Here is a 21,733-nt window from a genome sequence, read left to right on the forward strand (position 1 = left end):
TCTTTCGTATTGCGGTTGCAAATATACGCACCATTTTTCCGCTTTTCCAAACATACTTTACATTTATTTTACATTCTGTTCTTAAGTTACTGGTACGATGGGAAATATTTTTTGATTTTTTTAGATATGAGATGTGTAATAGGAGGTTTTAAAAGAGAAAAGCCCATTTTTAACGCACAAAAAGATTAGACGTTTTGCTTTTCTTGAACAAAAGAAAAGCAAAATGGATACTTTAGAAGGAGCGACTCGAGAGAAATTCTACGAAGTAGAATCTATTTATAAATAAAAAAAGCTCGAATAAATCGAGCTTCATATAATTATTCATTTCATAATATTATACGAGATGTTCCAAAATTGTATTTAATTCTTGTAATTCGACCAAGAAACCATCGTGTCCAAAAATAGAATCGATTTCGATAAATTTTGCATTTGGAATATGATTCACTATAAATTTTTGTTCGTTTGGGGGAAATAAAATATCCGAAGAAATTCCAATCACTAAAGTATTCGAAGAAATCTGAGCCAAAGATTTCTCTAAAGATTCTCTATTTCGAGCCAGATTTTGTGAATCCATCGCTTTCGAAAGTGTCCAATAAGAATGAGCATTGAATCGGTTTGCTAATTTTTCACCTTGATATTTTTGATAAGAAGATGCTTTGAAATCATTGTAAACAGAATCCTTGTCTTTTTGCTTCTGTTCATATATAATATAGGTACGATAAGACAACATCGCAATTGTACGTGCTGCAATCAATCCATTTCTTCCTCCATTCTCAGTTTTATCGTTAAAAGTTGCATCTGCCTCGATAGCTAAACGCTGCGATTCGTTGAACGCAATTCCCCAAGGAGAATGTACCGCATTCGTCGCCAACAAAACCAAATTATCCACTTTAACTTGATTCAGCAACGTAAATTCTAACGCTTGTTGACCACCGAGTGAACCACCAATTAATAAATGAATAGTCGAAATTCCTAAATGATCTGCCAACAATTGATGCGCATTTGCCATATCTTTTATCGTAATTGTAGGAAAATCTCGATAATAAGGTGAATTTGTTTCAGGATTTGTAGACAACGGATTTGTTGTTCCGTAATTAGAACCAATCACATTAGCACAAATAATAAAATGATCTTTTGGATTGAACAATTCATTTTCTCCAAAAAGACCAGCCCACCAATCGAAAACATCCGAGTTTGCCGTTAAAGCATGACAAACCCAGATGATATTGTTTTTTTCGGGATTCAATGTTCCCGCTGTATGATAAGCAATGGTTAAATTTTCGAGAATTTGACCATTTTCTAATTGAAATGGCTTTGTATAATTATATTGATGAAAATTCACTGAATTAATTTATAGCTAAAATACTGTGTTTACTTAATTTTATCAAAAGCACGTTGAAGATCATTTTTGATATCATCAATATATTCGATTCCGACAGAAAGGCGCAATAAACCTGGAAAAACTCCAGCAGATTTTTGTTCATCATCGCTTAATTGTTGATGAGTTGTTGCGGAAGGATGAATAATTAACGATTTTGCGTCACCAACATTTGCCAAATGACTAATCAATTCTAAACTATCAATAAATTGATTCGCTTTGGCTGCATCACCTTTAATTTGAAATGATAAAACAGCTCCAAAACCATTTTTCAAATATTTTTTAGCCAAATGATGACTTGGAGAAGTAATTAATCCAGGATAATTCACTTTTTCAACTTGCGGATGAAGTTCTAACCAACGCGCAATTTCTAAGGTATTATCCAAATGTTTCTGAACTCTTAACGACAACGTTTCTAAACCTTGTAACAATAGGAAAGAATTGAACGGTGAAATTGCGGGACCAAAATCGCGTAAACCTTCTACGCGAGCACGAATAATAAACTGAATATTCCCAAAAGGTCCATTCACTCCGAAAACATCAGAAAAAACTAAACCATGATAACCTTCTGATGGTTCAGAAAATTGTGGAAATTTACCATTTCCCCAATCATAATTTCCGCCATCCACGATAACTCCACCAATCGAAGTTCCATGTCCACCGATCCATTTTGTTGCAGATTCTACAACAACATTTGCTCCATGTTCTAAAGGTTTGAAAATATAACCGCCTGCACCAAATGTATTATCCACAATAAATGGAATATTATGTTTCTTCGCAATTACAGCGATTGCTTCAAAATCTGGAACATTAAAACTCGGATTTCCTATCGTTTCTGCATAAATCGCTTTTGTATTTTCATCAATTAATGATTCTATTTTAGCTGGATCTGCATCTTCGGCAAAGCGAACATCAACACCTAAACGCTTAAAACCAACTTTGAATTGATTATATGTTCCGCCATAAAGATTAGAAGCTGAAACAAAATTATCACCTGATTCTAAAATATTATTTAAAGCAATAAATTGTGCCGCTTGTCCCGATGAAACAACCAATGCCGCAACACCACCTTCGAGTGCAGCAATACGTTTTTCGAAAACGTCAGTTGTTGGATTCTGAATTCTTGTATAAATGTTACCAAATTCTTTCAAAGCAAATAAATTTGCTCCGTGTTCGGCATCATTAAATACATAAGAAGATGTTTGATAAATTGGAACAGCGCGAGAGCCTGTTGTTGGGTCTACTTCTTGACCTGCGTGTACTTGTAAAGTATCGAAATGTAATTGTTTTTCTTTTAACATAATAAAATTGTTTTGAATGTGACTACGATTAATAAATAGTAGGGTAGGTTAGTTAGCTGAAATTAGCAGCTGCACATTCGAATTTTACTATTGATACAATTATAGATGCTGTGAAGCAGGACGCCGTGTCCAAAAGAATGTTTTTTAGAATTGTACTTCATCTTTAAAAAAATTATTCATTTCTAACTACACTTTGTAGTTTTATATTAGATGTGAAATTAGAATAATTTTCTAAATAATAAAATTTAGATTTAGTTTTTAGAAAATAAATCTATAAAATCAATTTATAAAGAATATTTACACCAAAAAGCTAAAAATATTTCTTTCGAAATCTATAAATAGGATTTAAACAGAATAAAATTTGAAGTAAAATGGAGAATATTAGGTTAAAAACATAAAAAAAGGAGATCAATTTTGATCTCCTTTTAAGTTTTATGATAAAAAAGTAATTAGTTTGCTAAAACGATTACTTTATTATTGTTCATTTCTATTGTTCCTCCTTTGATATCTAACAATAATGTAGATTCATTAGATGGAGAACTGTAAACTTTGCCAGATTGATTATCGAAATCTTCGAAAGTTTTTGTGTGAACTTTAATTTTGATTGTTCCTTCACCTAAAGTTGCAACGATAGGAGCGTGGTTATTTAATAACTGGAATTCACCATCTTTCCCTGGTAAAGTAACAGCATCTACTTCTGCATCGAAAACTACGAATTCTGGCGTAATAATTTGTAAGTGCATAATCCTATTGTTTTTAAAAAAAAGAGTACTTAGCAACTTTCAAAAAGAAAAGAAACGTAAGCACTCTTTGTATGGTTAAACTATATTATTTAGCTTCTGCTAACATTTTTTCTCCAGCTTCAATCGCTTCTTCGATTGTACCACGTAAGTTGAATGCAGCCTCAGGATATTGGTCAACTTCACCATCTAAGATCATGTTGAATCCTTTGATTGTATCTTTGATGTCTACTAAAACACCTGGGATACCTGTAAACTGTTCTGCAACGTGGAATGGTTGAGATAAGAAACGTTGGATACGACGTGCACGGTGTACAACTAATTTATCCTCTTCTGATAACTCTTCCATACCTAAAATCGCGATGATATCTTGTAAAGCATTGTAACGTTGTAAGATTTCTTTTACACGTTGTGCTGTTTCGTAATGTTCTTTACCAATAATTGTTGGTGATAAGATACGAGATGTAGAGTTCAATGGATCTACCGCTGGGTAAATACCTAATGAAGCAATTTTACGATCTAATACCGTTGTAGCATCTAAGTGCGCGAAAGTCGTAGCTGGCGCAGGGTCAGTTAAATCATCGGCAGGTACATATACTGCTTGTACAGATGTAATAGATCCGTTTTTAGTAGATGTAATACGCTCTTGCATAGCACCCATTTCAGTTGCTAATGTTGGCTGATAACCTACGGCTGATGGCATACGTCCTAATAAGGCAGAAACCTCAGAACCTGCTTGTGTAAAACGGAAGATATTATCTACGAAGAATAATACGTCACGTCCTTGACCTTGTCCATCTCCGTCACGGAAATATTCAGCTAATGTTAAACCTGTTAAAGCAACACGAGCACGTGCACCTGGAGGTTCATTCATTTGTCCGAAAACGAAAGCAGCTTTAGACTCTTTCATGTTTTCGCTATTTACTTTAGATAAATCCCAAGATCCACCTTCCATAGAGTGCATGAAATCTTCACCGTAATTAATTAATCCAGCTTCAATCATCTCACGCATTAAGTCATTACCTTCACGAGTACGCTCACCAACACCAGCGAATACAGATAAACCTCCGTGTCCTTTAGCGATGTTGTTCATCAACTCCTGAATTAATACTGTTTTACCTACTCCGGCACCACCAAATAAACCAATTTTACCACCTTTTACGTATGGCTCTACTAAGTCAATTACTTTAATACCTGTAAATAAAACTTCTGCAGATGTTGATAATTCTTCGAATTTTGGAGCTGGACGGTGAATAGGTAAACCGTTTTCTTTGTCTAAATTCCCTAAACCATCAATAGCATCTCCAACTACATTAAATACACGTCCTTTGATGTTTTCTCCGATAGGAACCATAATTGGTTTTCCTAAAGCGATAACTTCTTGACCTCTTTGTAAACCATCAGAACTATCCATTGCGATACAACGTACAGTATCTTCACCGATGTGTTGCTCGACTTCAAGAATTAATGTTTCTTTTCCTTGACGAGGAACCTCTAATGCATCATAAATATTTGGAAGGCCTTCTGCGTTATCAAAAATAACGTCAATTACAGGTCCAATAACCTGTGCAATCTTACCTTTCTTTTGATTTGCCATTATATGAAATGATTTAGTTTATTTTATTTGGGTGCAAAGGTAAGTTAAAAACATTGTATAATTTATATACTTTTTAAGATTTTTGTCATAATATTTTGATTAGTAATCAGAATATTATAAACAACGAACTTCTAAAACAAAAATATCAATCCTTATCAACTCCATTTCCGCCATACATTTCTTGTACTTTTTTCTGATAATCTTCATAAATCTTATCAAATTCTCCTCTCGAAATTGTTTTATCAGAAATATTATTGAAATAAGAATTAAATTCTTTATCATTATTTATCGTTTCGATATTCGTCATTTTAACAATTGGTGTTGAACCAGTTTCATTTTTAGGTTTTATTGTAATTTCTAAAACTAAGCCTGGAAGTCCACCAAAATTATTTGGTCCACATTTCGTTTTTATACTTTTTGCAAACCATACTTCATACGTATTTTTAGATTTTTCCATTGTTGCTTTTGTGGCAATAATTCCATTTATCGTTTTAGTATCTCTACTAAAAACCCAATTTTCGTCTAACTTTAAGGGAGATTTTACTTTATAATTTCTATTTTCAATATTAATATCTTCGTAAATAATTTTTTCTACAGGATTAATAATTGTATAATTTATGGTATAACTTCCAATCATTTCCATATTATTACTATTCAATTTTGGTCGTTCTTTACTCAAACACAAATTGTTTTCATTGACAAACAAATCGTATGTTTTTGGCGATTCATATTGCTCAATTATATCAGGATAAGCTGCTAATCTCTTCTTTTCTTGCTCTGATAACAAGCTTTTCCCTTCATATTCAACTTTATAATTTTGAGCGAATAATGAAACAAATGGTAATAAAAAAAGTATAAATATCTTCATGATTGATTCTCTTGATGTTATGTCTATATTTAAATTTATAAAATCAATTTCATTAATCCTAATTTTATTTTACGACTTACTATAACAATCAGAATATTACAATCAAAGGAAATTAAAAATAGATTTGAAGTTCGATTTGAAAGCCTTAATTTTGTGCAAAATCATTTTTAGTGAACGTTTATCAATCCTTAGAAGAAATCAAACCTATCAAACGTCCTGTCCTTACTTTGGGCATGTTTGATGGTGTGCACATTGGACATCAATCTATTCTGAAACAACTCAATACAATTGCAAAAGAAATTGATGGAGAAAGTGTTTTGATTACTTTTAATCCACATCCCAGAATGGTTTTACAGCCAAATTGTGATCTTAAATTTTTGAACACTTTAGAGGAAAAAGAAAATGTTTTACGTCAATTTGGGTTAGAACATTTGATTATTCAAGCGTTTACAAAAGATTTTTCACAAGTAACTTCTGTAGAATTTGTCAAAAATTTATTGGTTGATAAAATCAATATTGATACGTTAGTCATTGGTTACGATCATCATTTCGGGAAAAATAGAGAAGGAAATTTCGAGCAATTACAAGTTCTTTCGAAAGAATATGGTTTCAATTTGATTCAATTGCAAGCTGTCGAAGAAAATGATGTGGCGGTGAGTTCTACAAAAATTAGAAATGCACTTATCGAAGGAAATATCGCATATGCGAACAAAGCGTTAAACTATCATTATCCACTTTCTGGAGAAGTTGTTCATGGTGATAAAATTGGGCGTACACTTGGTTTTCCTACCGCTAATTTACAAGTTGATCCTAATAAATTGATTCCAAAAGATGGTGTTTATGCGGTTGATGTTTTTGTAGATAATCAAAAATATTTAGGTTTATTAAGTATCGGATTTAGAGAAACGGTTACCAATTCTCGCGAACATCGAGTAGAAGTGAATATATTGGATTTTGATCGAGAAATTTATGGAGAAACAATTCGCCTTGAATTTTTAGGTCATTTGCGAGATGAAAAGAAATTTGATTCTTTAGATGATTTAATCACCGCGATGAATCAAGACAAAGAAAATGCAATAAAACATTATTCAAAATAAAATTTCCGAAGTCAAAAATTAATCATTTGACTTCGGAAATAATTTACTTCTTAACAACTTTCTCTACTAAAGCATTTCCTTTAGAATCTGTAATATGAATTAAATAAACTCCAGATTGTAATTGATTTGTTGAAATAGAATTTCGATTATTCATCGAAATGATCTTTTGTCCAATCAAATTATATAATTCTATTTTTGCGATTTCTTCTTTAGATTTTATATGAATAACATCTTGGAAAGGATTCGGATATATCTTTATTGATTTTAAGTTCTCTACTTCATTTGTTTTCAATAAATCTTGAGATGCCTTATAATAATTTGGTACGCCATAACCTAATTGATTTGAAGGAAAGGAAAAAAGATGAGCAGATTCTTGAATTTTATCTTTTAAAATATCATGTTTAATTTTAGGAAATTGTTGAATCATTAATGCTACAGCTCCTGCTGAAACTGGTGATGCAAATGAAGTTCCATTCGAATAAGTTAAACTTCCATCAGGCAAATAAACTACAATATTTTGTCCTAAAGCTGATACATTTGGTTTAATTTCCCCTAATGCGTTTGGTCCAAAAGACGAAAATGCTGCGGGATTTTTGTATATATCATTTGCTCCAATTGAAAACACATTTTTAACATCTGCAGGTGCTGAAATCATTTTCCAAGGATCATTTCCTTCATTACCAGCTGCTACCACAACAAAAATTCCTTTATTAGCAGCTATTTCAGCTCCTTTAGAAATTAATGTCGTTTTTCCGTCCATATTATCAAATGTATAATCGTATCTCGCATCATCAAAAGCATAATATCCCAAAGAGGTATTTATTACATCAGCACCTACACTATCTGCTCTTTCTGCAGCTTGAACCCAATACATCAACTCTTTTGGAGTTTCTGAAGTATTGTCTTCTGATCGATATAACGAATATGTAGCTTTTGGTGCAGTTCCTACATATTTTCCATCAACTTCTGCTGTCATTGTAGATAAAACCATTGTTCCATGATTATCTGCATCATATACATTTTCTTTTTTATCTACAAAATCATAGGTGTCAAGAATTCTATTCTCTTTACGCAATATATCAAATGCTGAAATTTTATCAACTCTAGGAAAGCCAGCATCAATAACTGCTATCAAAACTCCTTGTCCTAAAATATTATTATTGTGAAGTGGTTTTAAATTAATTTGGTCAATAAAATCATTAGCATAACCATAATTAAACTCTTCTGAATTATGTATTAGATCTTTCCATTTTGACAAATTTTTATTTGATGATTTAGGAACTGAATTACGAACCAAAGATTCTGCAGTTTCAACAAAACTTAATGCTTTTAATTTACTCAAAATAGTTTCATCAGAAATCTCTACCATCATAGTATTCAACCATTTCGAATGCCCAATATAATTTAATGATAATTTTTTAAGTTCATTAATTCTATACTCAGATATAGGAACATCTTCCTCAGTGATCGAGATTTTATACTTTTCTCTTCTATCTAATGATCGTTGAGAAAGTATCTGCAAAGGGTTTGATAAAAAATTTGATGTATTTTCCTTTGGTTTTAATTTGACCAAGTATAAATCTTGAGCCAAAGAAAAAGTAAAGCCAAGTAATATTAAAGTTAGAGATAAAAATTTTTTCATAAATGTTAATTCGTTCAATACGACTAAATTAACATTTTATTTTACTTTGATTGATAATAAGTAAAAATTTCTTTCTTATTCTTTTCCAAAACTCCTAAAAGCGTCGCATCAACTTTTGGTTCGTTAGTCGTTAAAACAATTTTATCATTTATTTTTTCGAATGTAATGACAAGATTATTCGTTGTACTTTCAAACGAAATTTTATCTTTCGATTTCTTTTGTAATTTGAAATTGGTACGTAAAATATCTGATTTTACTGTAAATTTTAATGGTTTATAAACAATCGCTGATTTGTCAATTACAGATTTTTTTGGCGAAACTTCCATCATCGAAGCTGTTTCTAATGATGTATTCGCAGCACGTTCTTCTGCAACAACCGTCATTTTCATCACATCAGAAGTGTCTTTTAATTTAGAAGCACCTCTAATTACAACACCTGAAGCTTTCCCTGCTAATTTATCCGAAATAACTGAATCTTTTATATAGCCCAAATTTTGACTATTTGCTTTAGCATATTGACCTTCTTTTTCTATGGAATCTAAAACCTTAGAACGAACTTCCATTGCTTGCGGTGCTGATAAATTAACTGGAGCATTTGGAGCGGACGCATTAGATAATTGAGGAAAATATCCTTCGTCAGCAATTGCGTCAGCAGAATGTCCTTCAATTACTTTATAAACAGGCTCTTTTGTAACTTCATCATTCTTTACTATTTCTAGAGGTTTTTCCAAATCTTTATCTTTCGATTCCAAAACCACTATTTCTTCTTGTTCAGCAGGTGATTGCTCAATAACTGGGACATTTGTTTTGACAATTTCAAGTGAATTTTCTCTATTTTCAGTATTAATATTCTCGATAAAAAGTACAAAGTAAGGAATCGCAATCAACGCGAAAACAGCAGCAGAAAACCATACACTCGAAACAAATTCACGAATAGGTTTCTTTTTCTTTTCCTCCTTCTGCAAACCAGATTCAATACGTTTCCACACCAAATCTCTCGGTTTTTCGCCGACAGTTTCGTTACTTCTTGATCGAAATAAATCTTCTATTGGATCGTTTGTGTTCACGATAAATTTGATTTTATATTTTCATTCTTACTTAACATTTCCTTCAATTTCGTCTTCGCTAAATTAAGTTGCGATTTCGATGTTCCTTCTGTAATGCCCAAACTTTCGGCAATTTCTTTGTGCTTATATCCCTCAATAACGTAGAGGGTAAACACGAGACGACAGCCTTCGGGCAGATAATCGAGGAGTTTCATCACATCATCTTCTTCTATTTGTTGCGAAGCTTCTTGATTAGATGAAATAGAAGAGGAGTAATCGTCAACATTGAGATGAAAAATTTTATTTTTCCGCAACTCCATCAAACATTCATTAATCATAATTCTTCGCATCCATCCTTCAAAACCTCCTTCGAACGAATAATTTTCAAGATTCTGAAAAATCTTCAAAAATCCTTTTACCAACGCATCTTCCGCTTGTTGTATATCGGTAAAATAACGTTTACAAACCGCAAAAAATCGCGCATCATATTTTTCGTAAAGCAGCCGCTGTGCTTTCGAATCATTGCTGATACAAGCTTTTATGAGTTGTTTTTCGTCCAAAATACTTTTTCTTTCTTACTGTTTAGATGCGAAAATTACGCTTATGGTTGCTTTGATAGCGTAAAATATTTGTTAAAGTTCTGAAAACTTATTCATTAAACATAAAAAAAGTCGCTACAAGAGCGACTTTATATTGGTTATTTAATCGAATTTTTTATCCAACTAAATTATGTTTTACTAGATATTCTGCAATTTGAACCGCATTTGTAGCAGCTCCTTTACGTAAATTATCCGCAACAATCCAACAGTTTAATGCATTTGGTTGAGATAAATCACGACGGATACGACCTACAAAAACATCGTCTTTCCCTTCTGAATAGAATGCCATTGGATAAGTATTTGTATCAGGATTATCTTGTACAGTTACACCTTCCTGTTCAGCTAATAATTTGCGAACTTCTGCTAAATCAAAATCATTCTCAAATTCAATATTCACAGACTCCGAATGTCCTCCTTGCACAGGAACACGAACCGCAGTAGCAGTGATATTCATTTCGTCAACACGCATAATTTTACGAGGCTCACGAGTCAATTTCAATTCTTCTTTTGTGTAACCTGTTTCTTCATCAAAAACATCACAATGAGGCAATGCATTTTTGAAAATTTGATATGGATAAACTTTCGCAACATCGCGTCCTTCAATTTCTCCATTCAATTGTTCCACAGCATCTTTACCTGTTCCCGTAACTGATTGATAAGTAGAAACAACTACACGTTTAATTCCGTATTTTTTGTGTAAAGGATTAAGAACCATTACCAACTGAATTGTAGAACAGTTAGGATTTGCGATAATTTTATCATTTGTTGTTAAAATATCTGCATTGATTTCTGGTACAATCAACGGACGATCTGGATCCATTCTCCAAGCCGATGAATTGTCAATTACAGTTGTTCCAACTTCTGCAAACTTAGGCGCCCACTGTTTGGAAGTTTCTCCACCTGCTGAAAAGATTGCGATATCAGCTCGCATTTCTACAGCATCCTGCATTGATACAATTTTGTATTCTTTTCCTTTGTACTCAATAGTTTTTCCTATTGATCTTTCTGATGCTACTGGTATAATTTCAGTGATTGGAAAATTTCTTTCTTCCAAAACTTGGAGCATAACTCTGCCGACCATTCCGGTAGCGCCTACGACTGCTATTCTCATTTGTTTATTAAATAATGTATTAAAAAATTTCGAATTGCTAATTTACTGATTATTTCGATACATTTTTCTCTATTTCATAGGTTTAGCAATCTATTTGATATGATATATTTTATGTTATGATGTTAATTCAGGTTTTTGAACTTTTCCTCGAATTAAAATTTATAAAACTCTTTTTTATAAGAATTTTGAACACAAAAAAAGTGGAACAAATTGCTCCACTTTTCTATAATTGTATAAAAATATTTTTCAAAAATTATTTTTTGATGATTTTTTGAGTAAATGTTTTACCTGAAGTATCTTGAACTTTAACTAAATAAGTTCCTTTTGGTAAAGAAGAAATATTAATTGATTTTTTATCCATATTAGTTGAAACTACTCTTCCAGTTAAATCAACAATTTGAATAGATTTTACATTAATACTTTCTAATGTTTTTACATTTACTACATCAGATGTAGGATTTGGATAAATAGAAACAACGTTATCTGCTAAAACTTGAGAAACACCTAAATTATCTTCTCCTTCAAGAGCAAATGCCGTTCCAAAATTACCCCAAGGTGTTGTTAAAATATCATCTAAGTCTGTCCATTCAGTATAACCTCCACCAAATAGATCTCCTAAATCTATTAATTGTGCTTTTCCGCTATATTTTTGATCAGTTGCTTTAAACCACGCCCATCTATTAGATCCATTAGCATCACTAGTTTCAGGTAGAATAGATATCCAATATCTTTTTCCTGCATCTAAATTAATTGTTTTTCCTGCTGCTGCTAAATCTAATACAATATCAACATAAGATCCAGATTTCACATAAGTTACACCTGTAGATCCTTTTGCCATTTTAATTGTCATTAAAGGGTTGTCTGGTGTTTGTTTAGGAGAACCTGCATTATCTTCATAAATGTAAACAAGCAAATTACTTGTAATAGTAGTAATATTAGTTGCATTTGTACTAAATCCATAACCAGTAATTTTAGTGATTTTTGAGTTTTTAGCAATCTCAAAATCATCAGCAACAACAATCGCTTCTCCAAAGTTTGTTAAATAAGCAACCCCGTATCCATTTTGTCCATTTGCTGTTTGTTTAAATAATTCAGCTGCTGCTTTATTATCTGGCATAGCTACTCCATTTTCTAAAACAGCTTGGTCAGTTAATTGAACTTTCTGAGCAAAAGTCGCAGTTGATAAAGCTGCAATTGATAAAAGTGTAAAAATTTTCTTCATAATAATTAATTTTAAGTGTTATTTATTTTTTAATTCACAAATAAAACTAAACAATTACATTAAGAATACAAAATTTTAAACAATAAAAATAAAAAATCCATAATCGCAAGGATTATGGATTAAATAAATATTAATATGATTTATATCTTATTAAGCAAACTCGTTGTAAGCAGCTTTTAAGTTTTCTGCGATAGCTGCTGCAGAGTGTCCTTCGATATGATGACGCTCTAACATATGTACTAATTCACCATCTTTGAATAAAGCAACTGCTGGAGAACTTGGTGGAAACGGAGCAAAAAACTCACGAGCTTTTGCTACAGCATCTTTATCAAATCCTGCGAAAACCGTTGTTAAATGTGTAGGAACTTTATCATTATCTAATGACATTACAACTCCTGGTCTTGCAGCACCTGCGGCACAACCACAAACACTATTTACCATTACCAAAGTTGTTCCTTCTTGTTTGATTGCTGCTTCTACTTGTTCTGGAGTAGTTAAATCTTCAAAACCATTAGAAGTCAACTGAGCCTTCATCGGCATTACTATTTCTGCTGGATACATATTGTCCTTTTTTTGTTTTTAATAAAAATAAATTATTTTCAAAGTTACATAATTCTAAAACTTTTTAGAATACTTACTTTTGCAGTTACAAATTTACGTAGAATTTAGCAATATGAAATTGACTTTTGGTAAGAATGAGAAACTTAAAAGCAGAAAAGCATTCGATGAATTGTTTTCTGATGGAAAAACATTTGTTTCTCATCCGATTAGATTTGTCTACAAAATCAAGCCGAAAGCGGATTACAATATAAGGGTAGGAGTGAGCGTTGGGAAGAAAAAATTCAAACACGCGGTTGATCGAAATTTATTGAAACGTCGTGCTAAAGAAGCTTACAGATTGAATAAATTGTTGCTTGAACCTAATGAAAACTATTCGATTGATTTAGTAATGATTTATACTTCGACAAAACATCAACCTTTTGAAGTGATTGAACAATCTGTCAAAACTTTATTAGAAAAATTAAACGAAGCGATACAAACAAAAAAAGATTAATCCGAGGATTAATCTTTTTCATTTATTATAAGTTGTAAAACTGTTTATTTCTTAAGATTTGCTTGCAATCTGAAAAAACTAAAGTATACAGATACTAAAATTAATCCACAAACTGATGCTCCAATTCCTAAAACGCTACGAAAGTTTTCTTCAGCCATAAAACCAGCTTTATAATCCATCTCATATAGGTTGTAACCTAAACCTATCAACAAAACGATTGTCGCGATATAAATATATGTTTTCATTAGATAATGAATTTTTAAATTTTAATTTCATTCATAAACAATGCACCGATATTTGACGTAAATAATTTGATTGCGATTGACAATAAAATTACTCCAAATACTTTTTTCAGCACCGATAAAACTCCAGGTCCCATCCATTTTTCGAGTTTTCCTGCGAATTTCAGCACCAAATATACGATTAACATATTTAATATAATCGCAATCACAATGTTAATATCTGCAAACTGCGAACGAAGCGAAAGTACAGTTGTCAACGATCCTGCACCTGCAACTAACGGAAACGCAATAGGAACGATGGATGCAGAGTTAGATTCGACTCCTTTTTGGATTTCAATTCCCAAAATCATTTCAATAGCGATGATAAAAATCACAAAAGCTCCAGCAACGGCAAACGACTGAACATCTACACCAACTAATTTCAAAATTTTAGTTCCAAAAAACAAAAAAGAAATCATCAAAATACCTGCTGCAATCGAGGCTTTTTCGGACTGAATATGTCCAACTTTGCTTCGAATTCCTACAATAATTGGAATACTTCCTAAAATATCAATAACAGCAAAAAGCACAGCGAAAGTTGTTCCGATTTGGTTGAAAGAGAATTTCTGAAAAAATGATGTTATATTTTCCATTCGTATTTAGTGATAATTAATTGGTTGATGCAAAAATAGAAGTTTTTATGAACAATTTTTCATAAAAAAGCAAGAAATCAATCTTAATCCAACCAATTCTTAAAATCGGTCACTTTTTCGCGACTCACAATCATATCTTGTTCGTTATAAGTATTTAAAATTATTTTTAACCTTGAATTAGAATACATTGTAATTTCTTTAATCGAATCGATTTGAATAATTTGACTGCGATTAATTCTGAAAAATTTTTTCGGATCGATTTGTTCTTCTACTTTATCTAATGAAAAATCTACCAAATAATTTCGATTTTCTTTTGTATGAATATATGTTGCTTTGTTTTCACTAAAAAAACATTCGATATTCTCTGTTTCTATAATTTTGATTGATGTTCCGATTTTGATCGAAAAACGTTCTTTAAATTTTTCTGTTTGATTATTCGAAAAAAGATTTTTTAATTCATTTAGATTGAAACTTGAAGATTTTTGCTGAAATTGTTTTTCAAATTTCTCGATTGCGAACTTCAGTTCCTCTTCATCAACAGGTTTCAACAAATAATCAACCGAATTTAATTTAAACGCTTTCAACACATATTCGTCATAAGCTGTCGTAAAAATAATGGCTGACGAAACATCAACTTGATTAAAAATCTCAAACGATAAACCATCTGATAACTGAATATCCAGAAAAACTAAATCAGGATTTGGATTCGTTTTCAACCACGCTACACTTTCTTCTACAGAATGCAACATTTCGTGTATTTGATAACCAAATTTTTCTAAACGTCGCTTCAACAAACGCGCCGCAGGTTTTTCGTCTTCTATAATTAGTATTTTCATAGTTTTTTTAAGTTAATTCACGAATCGGTTTTCTTTCAAAAATTTTGTTCCAAACAAATAATAAAGCAAGTATAATGACAAAAATGATCAATGTTGCGAGATTTGTCTTAGCCATTAAAGCATGTAGTGTAGCTGAAACGATAATCGATTTTGTTCGAATTGTTGAAAAAGTTAATACAAAAGAAAAAACAATGCACAATAACATAAAAATTCCAAAACCTCCAAATTGATCAAAATCTTTAAAAATTAATACATGCCAAACTGCCCAAAATATTCCCGTTATAATGCTTTTTATTATCCAAAATATATTGCCTAAAGCATCATTCAAATAACCTCGCCACGTATATTCTTCCATAATATCATAAAGCAACGTCACTGAAATAAAAATCGCTGCCCACAAATGTTTATTAATTCCGTAATCGTTATTAAACCCATAAATTGAATAACCAACGAGTAATATAAATGGAAAAATCAATGTTTTGAAACCTTCTTTTCCCAAAAGAGAAACTTCTTTTTTAACCTTAGAGAATTTATAAAAAAGTAAACTAATTAGAAAAATAATCAAACCATGATTCATGTTCCAAGGCAGTTGAAAATCGACTAAACCTCCAAAAATTAATTGTAAAAAATTAGGACATATACGAATCAGGAAAGTTCCGATCAATATCAATCCATAAAAAATAATTATTCTAATCCAATTTGTTTGCTTTATTTGATTTATAAAATTCATTTATTGCCACTTTTTATTTTGATCCTTTTCATAGATTTCCTTCGTTTTTCTTTCTTCCCATTCAGTTCCGAATCCAAAAACTTTAAATGTATTAATTAAAATAGAAACTATTGATCCTGCTAAAACAAATAAATACCACCAATATTGTGGACTTGTCAAGTAATTAATTACTATCAAAAAAATGTTCCCTACAATTAATGTAAATAAAAAATGATAAAATTCTTTCAATTCTTTTGTTCTATTAATAGCTCGTTGATAAGCTTGTTGTTCGTCTGTATTGTTTTGTGTATTCATAATAGTCATTTTTTGTGTTAATATTGGTATTCTTACTGAAAATAATTGTTCAGTTTTTTCTATGTTAACTTCACGATTAGAAATTAATTGATAACGATTGATAATATTCTTCAGTCCAATTCCTGTCGAATCTTTAATGGTTTCTTTTGGTTGTAAAGTGTTTTCAACAATTAGAAAGTTATCTTTTTTATAAATTTTTATTTTTAATGGTTTTTGTTCCGAAACCACATTGTGTTTTATGGTATTTTCTAATAAAATTTGCAACGAAAGCGGAACAATATATTCTTGATCGGAGAAAGTTGTTTGCTCAATTTCAAAATCAATACTATTCTCAAAACGAAGTTTTAGCAAACTCACATACGTTTTAGCAAAATTTATTTCTTCTTGTACTGGAACAACTTCTTTGTCTTTTTGTTCTAAAACATATCGATAAATCTTAGAAAGTGATGTTGTAAAATCTATTGCATTCTCTGGATTCTCTTCTATTAAACCAGTTAAAACATTCAAACTATTGAATAAAAAATGTGGGTCTAATTGATTTTTTAAGGTTTCGAATTGTGCAGTTGCTGTTTCTGCTTTTGTTGATTCGATAACAATTTTACGTTCTAATTTATTTTTCTTTCTATCAAGAAAATAAAAAAGTGCTAAAAAGAATGTTGTAATTAACGCAACCAAAAAATAGTTAATCGTTTGATCGTAAAAAATATATTTTTGAAGAAGTTGATTTCCAAATTTCACAAAAACATAGTACAAAATCATCGTATAAAAAATTGAACGTAGAAAATACTTTCTTATCATTCTTTGTGAATCAGCTGATTCTGGTAAATTTTGCCTAAAATCATAAAAAATACTCGTATTTACAAAAGATGCTGCAACACTGAACGAAAAATATCCGATAAAATATTTGATGGCTTCTGGATGAAAAAATTGATTGAATGACACATTTGGCGATGTAAAAAATATCACGCTATAAATCAAAACATTGACTACAAATAGAATCAAAATATTGCGAACAATTAACTTTTTGTCAGAAACTATAATTCCATATACAAATTTGTAAATAATAAATCCTAAAATTAAGAAGCTAGTAAAATAACCTAATATTCTTCCTAAATCTTTAGATGATTCGACTATAAAATTGCGTTCATTTAAATTAAATTCTATAAGTAAAATAATTAATGTAAAAATTATTGAAAAAATAATTAACCCTATTTTTTGTACTTTTTCCATATTAAGCAATTAAATTAATCAACCAACAAACAATTTCGTTAATAAACTGAGCGACTAAAGCTATCATTATTGTACGTTTTTACATTCATTTTTCAACAATAGTTCAGCACGATCTTTTCCCCATTTGGGTTCGTTATTCTTTGGCTTTTCAGCATCAAATAAAGCTAAAGATTTTTTTACATTTTTACAATCTTGTGTAATATCTATTCCACTATATTTTGCAGCATTGATATTGAAGTCAGACAAACCTAAAACAGAACGTGGATTAGTAGGGTCTAACATCAACGATTTTTGATAGATTTGTACTACTTCTGGATAATAAATTGCTCCATTTTGCATTGGATTCTGCACAATTTCTGCTGTTAAATACAACGCTTTTAAATTTAGAATTTCTACATTTAATGGATTATTTCTGACTAAATCATCGATTTGAGTTTTTACATTCAAAAGAATTTCTTCATTTTTATCCACATCTTTTGATTCTAACGTTTTCAAAACTTCAGAAAAAGTCAAGTAATATTTAGGCAACCATTCATTTGGATAATCATTTATTAATTGCTTAAAATTAGCTTCAGAAGAATGATTTCCTTTGTACCATTCTGCTAAAGTTTTATTCATATCTGATTCAAAATTCTTTTGTGCAAAAGTTGATACAGCGAATAAAATTGCGATTGTTAAGAAAATTGTTTTCATCATTTGTGTTTTTTAATTTGTTGAGTCAAAGTTCTTACAAACACTTTTCGTTTGAAATTATATGTTACCGAAATGTCAATTTTTGAGGATGAATTGTAAAATGGTTTCATTTTTGGATTAACATAATCAAAACTAAATCAATCAAATATGAAAAAACTCTTTTTAGCTACTTTACTTGTAACGGCTTTTGCAAGTAATACGAAAGCGCAAGTGACAGGGCGTTACAGCCAAGTTGCATTGACTGCGCCAGACGAATTGCGCGATAGTGAAAATGATGTGCAAATATCGAAAGACAAACAATCTTCGAAGAAAATTTGGATCGATCATTTGATTCCAAACAAGCGTATTTATGCGATTTCTTATTTGGCAAGTGATGAAAAAGTAATCTATACAATTCCGAAACAATTGGTCGGAAATTATCAAATCAATACAGGTTGTGTGGTGTATGATAACGATGAAAATCAATTGACAATTTCGGCGAATAATCCTGTTGATTGTATTGGAATTAGTCAAAAAGATTATGAAAATATTTCGGTTGGAAAAGATGGTGTTTCTGTAGGGAAAACGAAAGTTGGATCGAACGGAAAAATCTCAACAAACGGAGTAGAAATCAAAGGAAGTGAAGTGAAAGTTGATGCAAAAAAGTTGCTTTCTGGAATACAATATGTTGGACGTAAAGCTTAAAAATATTCAAAATAAAAGGGACAACTCAAAACTGAGATTGTCCCTTTTACTATCTAAAAAACTTGAAATTTATTTTCGTAATAATTCTTCGGAAATATTTTGCGTAGCTTCGAAAACTTCTTCTAAATTTTGATGCAAACCACCAAAGGCATATTTAGCTTGTCGTGCATTATTCAACAACAATTTCCATTGTTCTACGGCTAATTCACTCACACCATTTTCAATCAGTTTATTTGCAATTACATCATCAGAGAAATGAGCTAAATCTGTATTCGTTTTTAATAGCGCTGCATTACACAAAATATTTTCTTGTAATTGATAAAAATCTTTTTGGTCTTCAGCGTTTATTTTTTGCTTCAACTCATCTAATTCAGCTGAAATTTGGCTCAAATTTATCGTTGGTTTTTCAACCAAAGTAAACTTCTGCGTTTCTGATTTTGGTTGATATGCTTCAAAATTATTTTGCTCGTTAAGAGGTTTTATTTTTGGTTCAATTGTTTGTTTTTGTGTCGGATTATTTTTCTTTCTCATCAAAAATAAACTTCCAGCACTCAATGCAATTACACCACCAGTTAACCACAACCAACCGCTTTTTCCTTCTTTTACATCATTCGTCATTTCTTCTATTTTATCAGAAATTGTCGAATCAGGTGAATTAGATGCCATAGCAGTTGCAGAAGAAGTTTTAGAACCTGAAACAGACAAATTAATCGAATCTGATTTCAAGGTTACATATTTCTCTTTAACAGGATCGAAATAACTAAATTCTACAGGCGAAATCGTATATTCTCCTCCAAAATTTGGTACAAGAACTGTTTGCTCAGCAACTTTTCCTTTCATTCCTGTATCATAGGTTTTATATGCATCACGTTTTTTTGGCGCAAATTTTTCTAAATTTTTTGGCGTTGTAATTTCAGGTAAATTAATGGTATTAAAGTTTCCTGTTCCAATAATTTCGACATCAAAATTTACACTTTCATTGGTAGCAACTTCTTTTTTATCAACCGAAGCATTCATTTTAAATTGACCAACTGCACCGCTAAAATTCTTTGGTTTTCCTTCTTCTGGAAGCGCTTTTGCATTAATCACAACTGGATTACTACGCACTTCTACAGGCTCTGCACCATATGTTGTTGGCAACACCACATCTACCGAAAACGGATCAATTTCTATCTTTCCTGGTTTTTGAGGAAAAACATAATAACGTGCAATTTCTTCAGAGAAATATTGTTTTCCTCCAACAATTTCTTGTTTGATATTTTCAGGAGAACTTTTAACTATTTTTGGGCTTAATCCATCTAAATTTCCTTGACGAAAGTTTTGTTTACGATTAAGATAAGATAAATCTTTTACGTATAATTTTACTGATAAACCAACTTGTTCATTCACATAAGGATTCGTTTTCGAAACTTTACTTTGCAGGAAGACTGGTTGAGAAGTATTACTTCTAAAATTGTTGTGCGTCAATCCTGTTCCTTTCACTACAACATCGACAGGTTTTGATGTATAGGTTTTTCCATTAATCACAATCTTAGCAGCTCCAATGCGGTATTTACCTTCTTTTTCAGCAACAAAAGCAAGGATAATTCCTTCTTCTATCACTCCTTTTCCATTCACATACGATACATTTTGCGAGCGTTGTTCACCTACAATTTGTAATCCTTTGTGTGGCGGATATTTCATTGGTTGATCAATCGAATAACTATCTGTGTTAGATTCGATAAAAAAGCCCACGCTAAATGCTTCCCCTAAACTGACCTGCGTTTTGTCTGCATCAGATTTAAAAGAAATTTGTTGTGCTAACGCTGTGATAGACGTTAAGGCAAACACTAAAAAGCTATTTAAAACGCTTGTCGTTGTCATTACCAATCCTTAGATGTTGTTGTTCGTTGTTTTTCTGCTTTTTGTTGAATAATTTTTCGTTGGGTTTTGGCTTCCTGATTTTGCAATGCTTTTAGTAAACCGTCTCCCAAATTATTCTTTGCATTATCTTGTTCTTTTCCGTCTCCATTATTTCCTTGTTTGATTTCTGGAGATTGATTATTTCCTTGTCCTTTATTATTTCCATTTTCACCTCCAGCTTTCGGATTTCCTCCTTGATTTTGCTGTTTTTGCTGATCAGATTGTTGTTGTTGAGATTGATTCTGATTCTGCTTTTGGTTATTTTGGTTTTGTTGATTCTGTTTATTCTGCTGCTGTTGTTGTTTTTGCTGATTATTTTGATCTTGTTTGTTCTGATCTTTATTATCCTTATTATTCTGATCCTTTTGCTTCTCACGTTCCTTTTCTAACATCTTTTTTGCCAATGCATAATTGTAACGTGTAGCGTCGTCTTTTGGATCATTTCGTAAGGCTTGTTTGTAATTATCAACAGCATTTTGATAATCTTTTTCCTGCATAAAAGCATTCCCCAAATTGTGATAAGCCAAATGTTTATCATTATTCGTTTTAGATACTTCAGCAGAACGTTTGTAATGTGCTATACTTTCTTTGTAGCGTTTTTGTTGAAATAAAGCATTTCCCAAATTGTAATTTGCTTTGACAGAAGTTGGATCTTCCATGGCAGCTTTCTTGTAGGCAACTTCTGCATTATCAAATTTTCCTTTTTGATAATACTCGTTACCTTCAATAATGTAGCTTTTCGCTTTCGATTGGCTATAACCAAAAACGGATAAAAGCATTATTCCTAAAAATCCTATTTGTTTTAAAAAGTACATCATTTTACCATACAAACTTA

At 31.3% G+C, this 21,733-nt stretch carries 22 protein-coding genes; 3 read left to right on the forward strand and 19 right to left on the reverse strand.

Annotated features, from left to right (window positions below; genetic code table 11):
- Positions 1–334: 334 nt before the first annotated feature.
- From HXZ74_RS15715 to HXZ74_RS15735, 5 genes are all read right to left on the reverse strand, one after another.
- Positions 335–1,342, reverse strand: a complete 1,008-nt coding sequence (locus HXZ74_RS15715; RefSeq protein WP_286476271.1) for a homoserine O-acetyltransferase family protein — start codon at positions 1,340–1,342, stop codon at positions 335–337.
- Between the two features lie 29 nt (positions 1,343–1,371).
- A complete protein-coding gene (locus tag HXZ74_RS15720) occupies positions 1,372–2,679 on the reverse strand; it encodes an O-acetylhomoserine aminocarboxypropyltransferase/cysteine synthase family protein (protein WP_286476273.1) in 1,308 nt (435 codons plus the stop codon).
- Between the two features lie 449 nt (positions 2,680–3,128).
- Complete coding sequence (locus HXZ74_RS15725) at positions 3,129–3,422, reverse strand: F0F1 ATP synthase subunit delta/epsilon (RefSeq protein ID WP_038336143.1); 294 nt, start codon at positions 3,420–3,422, stop codon at positions 3,129–3,131.
- An 85-nt stretch (positions 3,423–3,507) separates the two neighbouring features.
- Positions 3,508–5,016, reverse strand: coding sequence for a F0F1 ATP synthase subunit beta (gene atpD / locus HXZ74_RS15730; protein WP_280049780.1), 1,509 nt, complete (start codon positions 5,014–5,016; stop codon positions 3,508–3,510).
- Positions 5,017–5,161: 145 nt separating this feature from the next.
- A complete protein-coding gene (locus HXZ74_RS15735; protein WP_286476275.1) occupies positions 5,162–5,884 on the reverse strand; it encodes a GLPGLI family protein in 723 nt (240 codons plus the stop codon).
- 170 nt (positions 5,885–6,054) lie between these two features.
- On the opposite strand from HXZ74_RS15735, the gene HXZ74_RS15740 reads away from it, so the two are divergent.
- On the forward strand, positions 6,055–6,981 hold the full coding sequence (locus HXZ74_RS15740; protein WP_052217857.1) for a bifunctional riboflavin kinase/FAD synthetase: 927 nt from the start codon (positions 6,055–6,057) through the stop codon (positions 6,979–6,981).
- Between the two features lie 43 nt (positions 6,982–7,024).
- Here the strand turns inward: HXZ74_RS15740 and HXZ74_RS15745 are convergent, their stop codons facing one another.
- The 6 genes from HXZ74_RS15745 to HXZ74_RS15770 form a co-directional block, all read right to left on the reverse strand.
- On the reverse strand, positions 7,025–8,623 hold the full coding sequence (locus HXZ74_RS15745) for a S8 family peptidase (protein WP_114998644.1): 1,599 nt from the start codon (positions 8,621–8,623) through the stop codon (positions 7,025–7,027).
- Between the two features lie 41 nt (positions 8,624–8,664).
- Complete coding sequence (locus tag HXZ74_RS15750) at positions 8,665–9,690, reverse strand: hypothetical protein (protein ID WP_280062608.1); 1,026 nt, start codon at positions 9,688–9,690, stop codon at positions 8,665–8,667.
- Entirely contained in the window at positions 9,687–10,229 is a 543-nt protein-coding gene (locus tag HXZ74_RS15755; RefSeq protein ID WP_280062607.1) for an RNA polymerase sigma factor, read from the reverse strand. The genes HXZ74_RS15750 and HXZ74_RS15755 overlap by 4 nt, the downstream gene beginning before the upstream one ends.
- Positions 10,230–10,383: 154 nt before the next feature.
- Positions 10,384–11,379 (reverse strand): aspartate-semialdehyde dehydrogenase, encoded by a 996-nt coding sequence (locus tag HXZ74_RS15760; protein WP_038336152.1) that lies wholly within the window; start codon positions 11,377–11,379, stop codon positions 10,384–10,386.
- Positions 11,380–11,632: 253 nt separating this feature from the next.
- Positions 11,633–12,601, reverse strand: a complete 969-nt coding sequence (locus HXZ74_RS15765) for a T9SS type A sorting domain-containing protein (protein ID WP_280062606.1) — start codon at positions 12,599–12,601, stop codon at positions 11,633–11,635.
- A 150-nt stretch (positions 12,602–12,751) separates the two neighbouring features.
- Entirely contained in the window at positions 12,752–13,162 is a 411-nt protein-coding gene (locus HXZ74_RS15770) for a BrxA/BrxB family bacilliredoxin (RefSeq protein WP_038336154.1), read from the reverse strand.
- Between the two features lie 112 nt (positions 13,163–13,274).
- Between HXZ74_RS15770 and rnpA the strand changes: the two genes are divergently transcribed.
- Entirely contained in the window at positions 13,275–13,655 is a 381-nt protein-coding gene (rnpA, locus tag HXZ74_RS15775) for a ribonuclease P protein component (RefSeq protein WP_280062605.1), read from the forward strand.
- Between the two features lie 44 nt (positions 13,656–13,699).
- On the opposite strand, the gene HXZ74_RS15780 is transcribed toward rnpA, so the two are convergent.
- From HXZ74_RS15780 to HXZ74_RS15805, 6 genes are all read right to left on the reverse strand, one after another.
- Positions 13,700–13,900 carry a hypothetical protein gene (locus HXZ74_RS15780; protein WP_125350576.1) on the reverse strand — a complete coding sequence of 67 codons (201 nt, stop codon included), beginning with the start codon at positions 13,898–13,900 and terminating at the stop codon, positions 13,700–13,702.
- A 14-nt stretch (positions 13,901–13,914) separates the two neighbouring features.
- Positions 13,915–14,529: a MarC family protein gene (locus HXZ74_RS15785; protein ID WP_038336159.1), complete on the reverse strand. Its 615-nt coding sequence runs from the start codon at positions 14,527–14,529 to the stop codon at positions 13,915–13,917.
- Positions 14,530–14,612: 83 nt separating this feature from the next.
- Positions 14,613–15,365, reverse strand: coding sequence for a LytR/AlgR family response regulator transcription factor (locus HXZ74_RS15790; protein WP_280062602.1), 753 nt, complete (start codon positions 15,363–15,365; stop codon positions 14,613–14,615).
- Between the two features lie 7 nt (positions 15,366–15,372).
- Positions 15,373–16,095, reverse strand: a complete 723-nt coding sequence (locus tag HXZ74_RS15795) for a CPBP family intramembrane glutamic endopeptidase (RefSeq protein ID WP_286476277.1) — start codon at positions 16,093–16,095, stop codon at positions 15,373–15,375.
- The gene (locus HXZ74_RS15800) at positions 16,096–17,619 is read right to left on the reverse strand and encodes a histidine kinase (protein ID WP_286476279.1); all 1,524 of its coding nucleotides are present in this window, start codon (positions 17,617–17,619) and stop codon (positions 16,096–16,098) included.
- A gap of 66 nt (positions 17,620–17,685) precedes the next feature.
- Positions 17,686–18,312 (reverse strand): hypothetical protein, encoded by a 627-nt coding sequence (locus HXZ74_RS15805; protein WP_286476281.1) that lies wholly within the window; start codon positions 18,310–18,312, stop codon positions 17,686–17,688.
- Positions 18,313–18,459: 147 nt separating this feature from the next.
- Between HXZ74_RS15805 and HXZ74_RS15810 the strand changes: the two genes are divergently transcribed.
- Positions 18,460–18,996: a hypothetical protein gene (locus HXZ74_RS15810; protein WP_280062599.1), complete on the forward strand. Its 537-nt coding sequence runs from the start codon at positions 18,460–18,462 to the stop codon at positions 18,994–18,996.
- Between the two features lie 69 nt (positions 18,997–19,065).
- Here the strand turns inward: HXZ74_RS15810 and HXZ74_RS15815 are convergent, their stop codons facing one another.
- Positions 19,066–20,859 carry a BatD family protein gene (locus HXZ74_RS15815; protein ID WP_286476282.1) on the reverse strand — a complete coding sequence of 598 codons (1,794 nt, stop codon included), beginning with the start codon at positions 20,857–20,859 and terminating at the stop codon, positions 19,066–19,068.
- Positions 20,859–21,716 carry a tetratricopeptide repeat protein gene (locus HXZ74_RS15820; RefSeq protein WP_180905521.1) on the reverse strand — a complete coding sequence of 286 codons (858 nt, stop codon included), beginning with the start codon at positions 21,714–21,716 and terminating at the stop codon, positions 20,859–20,861. The genes HXZ74_RS15815 and HXZ74_RS15820 overlap by 1 nt, the downstream gene beginning before the upstream one ends.
- Between the last annotated feature and the right edge of the window lie 17 nt (positions 21,717–21,733).

The sequence above is a fragment of the Empedobacter sp. R750 genome (genome assembly GCF_030324345.1).
GTDB classification, from domain to species: Bacteria; Bacteroidota; Bacteroidia; order Flavobacteriales; family Weeksellaceae; genus Empedobacter; species Empedobacter falsenii_C.